Source organism: Mesorhizobium sp. (assembly GCF_017306585.1).
Taxonomy (GTDB): domain Bacteria; phylum Pseudomonadota; class Alphaproteobacteria; order Rhizobiales; family Rhizobiaceae; genus Mesorhizobium.
On record NZ_JAFKIC010000095.1, the window covers coordinates 1 to 5,018 of the forward strand.

Consider the following 5,018-nt stretch of genomic DNA (forward strand, 5'->3'; position numbering starts at 1 on the left):
GCGCCGCGCAGCGTGATGGGGTCGGCGGCGCCCGGACCCGCACCGATGAAATGGACGGTCATGGCGTGTCTCCGCTGATGGCGATGGCACAGGTGACCGGGCCAAGCACGGTGCGCGCACCAAGCAACCTTGCGCCTTTGCCGGCGACGGCCAGGGCGGACGCCTCTGAAATCGATGGCGTGCCGGCAAGACGCTGCGAGAGGCTTTGCGAGGCCGCCCCCTCATCCGGCCCTTCGGGCCACCTTCTCCCCGTGGGGGAGAAGAGACGGGCGGCGGCGTTTGCAATCTCCTCTCCCCCCGGGGAGAGGTCAGCCGAGCGAAGCGGAGGCTGGGTGAGGGGGAGCGGCGGTTCGGAACCATCGACGTCCACCACTATCACTGGGAGGTTCAGTTCACGGCCGGCGGCGAAGATGGCCTCTTCGTGGCGTTTGAACTCGGTCGTCGCCAGGGCGGACAGCGCCGGCATGGCCAGGCCATGCGCTTCGAGCGCGGTTTCTATCGCGGCAAGCACGTCTTCCACGCTCACGCCTTTGCGGCTGCCGATGCCCGCGACCATCATGGCTTGACCCAGTTCCACTGGGTGACCGGCATGGCCGGCCGCCAGGCCTGCATCGAGCCGACGGGAGCGACACGCGATATGGCGATGCGGGTGAGGTCACCCCCCAGTTTCGCATGCTGGGCGAGAAGCAGGCTTTCCATCTCCAGCGTCACCGCATTGGCGACCAGGCGGCCACCAGAGGGTAGTGCCTTGATGGCCGCCTTCAGGACGCCGGCGTCACTGCCGCCGCCGCCGATGAAGATCGCGTCGGGCGTCTCCAACCCTGCCAGCGCCCTGGGCGCGCTGCCCTCGACCACGACCAGCCCCGGCACGCCGCAGGCGACCGCATTGCGGCCGATGCGGGCGGCGCGGTTCGGGTCGGCTTCGATGGCAATAGTGCGCAGTGAAGGGTGGGCAAGCATCCACTCTATGCCGATCGAGCCGGAACCGGCGCCGATATCCCAGAGCAGTTCGCCGCGCTTCGGCGCCAGCGCCGACAGTGTGACGGCGCGGATATCGTGTTTGGTGATCTGGCCGTCATGCTCGAACAGATGATCGGCGCGTCCCGATGTCAAAGGCAGGATGCGGGCTTGTGGATTTGAATCAATCTCGATTGCCAGGACATTGAGCGGATTGATGTTTTCGAGATCGAACGCATCGGCGCGCGCCATGCGCTGGTTTTCGTTCGGCCCGCCCAAGGCTTCCAGAACTGTCAGCTGGGATGCGCCGAAATCAAGCTCCGCGAGCAGGCGGGCAATCGCTGCCGGCGCTTCGGCGTCTGAGGTGAGCGCCAGCAGGCGCGCTTTCGGCTGCAGCAACGGGCGGATCAAGTCGATCGGGCGGCCATGCAGCGAGATGGTCTCGATGTCCTGCAGCGCCCAGCCGAGCCGCGCGGCGGCCAGCGAAATCGCCGACGGAGCGGGGATGACATCCATCTCCTGCGACTTGACCTTGCGGGCAAGCGTGACGCCAACACCGTGGAAAAACGGATCGCCGGAGGCGAGCACGCAGACGTTCTTGCCGGAAAGTGCCAGCACGTCGCGCATCTCGGCGTCGAACGGGACGGGCCATGGGCGCGTCTCACCCCGCGTGATGGAAGCGGCGAGCGCCAGATGCCGCTTCCCGCCGAAGATGAACTCCGCCTCGGCAATGCGCCGCTTGGCCTCGTCTCCGAGACCCGCTAGACCGTCCTCGCCGATACCGATGACGGTGAGCCACTTTTCCCGGGCGGTCTTGGCGGCGCGTGAACCCTCAGCAGGCATGATGACCCACCGCATTCTGATCCTCGGCGGCACCACCGAAGCCCGGCAACTGGCCGGGAAGCTGGCGGCCCGCGCCGATTTCACGATCATGCTGTCGCTGGCCGGCCGCACCGGAAGTCCGGTGGCGCAAGGCGTGCCGATCCGTTCCGGTGGCTTTGGCGGCGCTGACGGACTGGCTGGATATCTCAAGGAGACAGGCACCGATGTGCTGATCGATGCCACGCATCCTTATGCGGCGCGCATCTCCGCCAACGCGGCTGCCGCCGCGCGCATGAGCGGCGTACCGATCCTTGCCTTGCGGCGCCCAGGCTGGGAGCCTGTCGATGGCGACCGCTGGCTTGAAGCCGATAGCGTTCCCGAAGCGATCCAGGCGCTGGGCGATGTGCCGCGCCGCGTCTTTCTGGCGCTTGGCCGGCAGGAGGTGGCCGCCTTCGAGGCCGCGCCCCAACACCACTATCTCATCCGCAGCGTCGATCCGGTCGAACCCGGACTGGCCGTGCCCGATGCCGAATATCTCCTGGCTCGAGGCCCGTTCCGCGAGCCCGACGAGCGGGCGCTGCTCCAGGAGCATCGCATCGATCTTGTCGTGTCCAAGAACAGCGGCGGCGACGCCACTTACGGCAAGATCGCCGCCGCAAGGGCGCTTGGCATCGAGGTGGTCATGGTGCGCAGACCTGATCTGCCCGAGGTGCCTTCGGCTGAGACCGTGGACGCGCTGGCCGCGATGGTGGTTCATGTCTTCGAGCCAGATGCCGAGCGCGGCGTATAGACCAGCGCCGGCTTGTCGCCGCGCTTGATGATCCGGGTTTCCGGCGAGCCGATGATGATGCAGGTCGCCATGTCGGCCTTTTGCGCGTCGACGTCGGCCAGCAGGAAAACCTCTATGCGTTCGTCGGGCCGGCCGGCGGCGCGGCCGAAGATGACCGGCGTCGTGCCGGGCAGGATCGCGGTCAGGCATTCGAAGGCGCGGCCAAGCTGCCAGGGGCGGGCCTTGCTGATCGGGTTGTAGAGCGCGATGACGAAGCCGGCGCCGGCGGCCGCCAGCAGGCGCAGTTCGATCAGCTCCCACGGCTTCAGATTGTCGGACAGCGAGATGGCGCAGAAATCATGGCCGAGCGGTGCGCCGATGCGCGCGGCAACCGCCAGCATCGCGGTGACGCCGGGCACGACGGCGACATCGACCGCGCGCCATTCGGCCGGGCCGGCCTCGATCGCCTCGCAGACGGCGGCGGCCATGGCGAAAACGCCGGGATCGCCGCCGGAAACCACCGCGACGTCATGACCCTCGGCGGCCTTGATCAAGGCATCCTTGGAGCGTGCGAGTTCCTCGCGGTTGTCGGAGGCGACGCGGGTCTGGTCCGGGCGCAGTTCGAGCCGGTCGAGATAGGGCTTGTAGCCATAGAAGAACTTTGCTTCCGCGACGGCATGGCTGGCCTGCGGCGTGACCTGGTCGGCATTGCCGGGGCCGAGGCCGATGACGGTGAGGCGGCCGCTCATGCCTGCGCTCCCGCCGTTCCGGGCCGGCCGGACCATCCGGCGACCAGCACGATGGCGAAATAGGGCGCCTTGTCGTCGGGCTTCTCGGAAAGCTTCATGGAAACGCTGCCTGCCATGGTGCCGCGCTCGACATAGACGGCGCGGGTCAGTTTGCCGGTCGCCTCCAGCGCCCGCCTGATCTTGGGCAGGTTGCGGCCGACCTTCATGATGACGGCCGCATCGGTGTCGGCCAGCCGCCGGGTCAATTCGAATTCGCTCATCGTGCCCGGCAGCACGGTCAGCACGTCGTCGCCCTGGACGATCGGCACGCCGGTCTGCGACCAGCAGCCGGACATGGCGGTGACGCCGGGAATCACTTCCGTCGGGAAGCGATGGGCAAGCCGCACATGGAGATGCATGTAGGAGCCGTAGAACAGCGGATCGCCTTCCGACAGCACGGCGACCATCCTGCCGGCTTCAAGGTGCTCCGCGACCGCTTCGGCCGACTCCTCGTAGAAGCCGGTGATCTGCGAGCGGTAGTCGTCGTGATCCTTGTCGATCTCGGTCGTCACCGGATAAAGCAGCGGCAATTCCACCATGTCGGGCCGGAACCGTGCTTCGACGATCGCACGCGCATTGCTGTTGTTGCCGCGCTTGGCGAAGTAGGCCACGACATCGGCCTCGGCCAACGCCCGCGCTGCCTTCAAGGTCAACAATTCGGGATCGCCGGGGCCGGTGCCGACGCCGACGAGCCTGCCTTTGGCCAATCCTTCTTGAACAGGCGCGTTCACAGGCCGGGCCTCGCCAGGGAATTGAGCGCGGCGGCGGTCATGGCGCTGCCACCCAGCCTGCCGCGAACGATGGCATAGGGCACTCCGTAGGAGTTCTCGGCCAGCGCATCCTTGGACTCTGCCGCCCCAACGAAACCGACCGGCATGCCGATGATGGCGGCGGGCTTTGGCGCGCCGTCGCGCAGTTTCTCCAGGAGGTAAAAGAGAGCCGTCGGCGCGTTGCCGATGGCCACGACCGAGCCCGCCATGCGCTCTCCCCACAGGTCGATGGCAGCGGCAGAGCGGGTGTTGCCGATTTCCCTGGCGATGTCGTGCGTGCGCGGGTCGCGCAAGGTGCAGATCACTTCGTTGCCGGCCGGCAGCCGTGCGCGGGTGACGCCATGCGAGACCATTTCGGCGTCGCAGAAGATAGGCGCACCGGCGGCGAGCGCCTTGCGCGCCGCGGTCACGAAATCCGCCGAGAAAATGAAATGGTTCGCCGCTTCCACCTGACCGCAAGCATGGATCATGCGGATGGCGACATCGGCCTCGGCTTCGGAAAAGCGGGCGAGATCGGCCTCGGCGCGGATGATGGCGAACGAGCGCTCGTAGATCGCGTTGCCGTCGTGGATGTAGTCGTAGGCGGCCATGCTCATTTCCATCTTTCAGTTTAGGCCTGTTGATAGGCCTCGGCAATGCAGGCCGGGCCCAGCCTTGTCAGGCAAGCGTCGGCCGTTTCGCCCTGATGTCGCGCGCCGCGGATCGCCGCTGCGACGCGGCTGATGCCGCGCGCGGCGTCATAGCCCGGCCTGTAGCCGGCAGGAAGGGCCTTTGCCGTCGCGTTCACGACAAGTCCGGCTCCATTTTCGCCGCCGACGATCGTCAGCGCCGCCGCGCCGGGATGCGCGCAGCCCTTGGCGCAACCGGAAACATGCAGGGTGAAGTCGAGATTATCGGAACTTTCGGCGGCTA

The 5,018-nt window shown here is 67.1% G+C and carries 6 protein-coding genes and 1 pseudogene; 1 reads left to right on the top strand and 6 read right to left on the bottom strand.

Annotated features, from left to right (window positions below; genetic code table 11):
• Positions 1 to 58: 58 nt before the first annotated feature.
• Positions 59 to 559 carry a cobalamin biosynthesis protein gene (locus J0I79_RS03340; protein ID WP_292855307.1) on the bottom strand — a complete coding sequence of 167 codons (501 nt, stop codon included), beginning with the start codon at positions 557 to 559 and terminating at the stop codon, positions 59 to 61.
• Positions 556 to 1,800 carry a precorrin-6y C5,15-methyltransferase (decarboxylating) subunit CbiE gene (gene cbiE, locus J0I79_RS03345; protein WP_292855308.1) on the bottom strand — a complete coding sequence of 415 codons (1,245 nt, stop codon included), beginning with the start codon at positions 1,798 to 1,800 and terminating at the stop codon, positions 556 to 558. The genes J0I79_RS03340 and cbiE overlap by 4 nt, the downstream gene beginning before the upstream one ends.
• Before the next feature lies 1 nt (position 1,801).
• Between cbiE and J0I79_RS03350 the strand changes: the two genes are divergently transcribed.
• On the top strand, positions 1,802 to 2,569 hold the full coding sequence (locus J0I79_RS03350; RefSeq protein WP_292855309.1) for a cobalt-precorrin-6A reductase: 768 nt from the start codon (positions 1,802 to 1,804) through the stop codon (positions 2,567 to 2,569).
• Here J0I79_RS03350 and J0I79_RS03355 read toward each other — a convergent pair.
• The 4 genes and pseudogenes from J0I79_RS03355 to J0I79_RS03370 all read right to left on the bottom strand — a co-directional run.
• Positions 2,533 to 3,297 carry a precorrin-3B C(17)-methyltransferase gene (locus tag J0I79_RS03355; RefSeq protein WP_292855310.1) on the bottom strand — a complete coding sequence of 255 codons (765 nt, stop codon included), beginning with the start codon at positions 3,295 to 3,297 and terminating at the stop codon, positions 2,533 to 2,535. The two genes, J0I79_RS03350 and J0I79_RS03355, sit on opposite strands and share 37 nt — an antisense overlap.
• Positions 3,294 to 4,067, bottom strand: coding sequence for a precorrin-2 C(20)-methyltransferase (locus J0I79_RS03360; RefSeq protein WP_292855311.1), 774 nt, complete (start codon positions 4,065 to 4,067; stop codon positions 3,294 to 3,296). Before J0I79_RS03360 ends, J0I79_RS03355 begins: the two co-directional genes overlap by 4 nt.
• Positions 4,064 to 4,696, bottom strand: coding sequence for a precorrin-8X methylmutase (locus J0I79_RS03365; protein WP_292855312.1), 633 nt, complete (start codon positions 4,694 to 4,696; stop codon positions 4,064 to 4,066). The genes J0I79_RS03360 and J0I79_RS03365 overlap by 4 nt, the downstream gene beginning before the upstream one ends.
• 20 nt (positions 4,697 to 4,716) lie before the next feature.
• Positions 4,717 to 5,018, bottom strand: a pseudogene (locus J0I79_RS03370) (precorrin-3B synthase); the annotation flags it as partial.

Coding starts and splice junctions, on each gene's coding strand:
- J0I79_RS03355 (WP_292855310.1), bottom strand. CDS start 3,297: ATGAGCGGCCGCCTCACCGTCATCGGCCTCGGCCCCGGCAATGCCGAC.
- J0I79_RS03365 (WP_292855312.1), bottom strand. CDS start 4,696: ATGGCCGCCTACGACTACATCCACGACGGCAACGCGATCTACGAGCGC.
- cbiE (WP_292855308.1), bottom strand. CDS start 1,800: ATGCCTGCTGAGGGTTCACGCGCCGCCAAGACCGCCCGGGAAAAGTGG.
- J0I79_RS03340 (WP_292855307.1), bottom strand. CDS start 559: ATGATGGTCGCGGGCATCGGCAGCCGCAAAGGCGTGAGCGTGGAAGAC.
- J0I79_RS03350 (WP_292855309.1), top strand. CDS start 1,802: ATGACCCACCGCATTCTGATCCTCGGCGGCACCACCGAAGCCCGGCAA.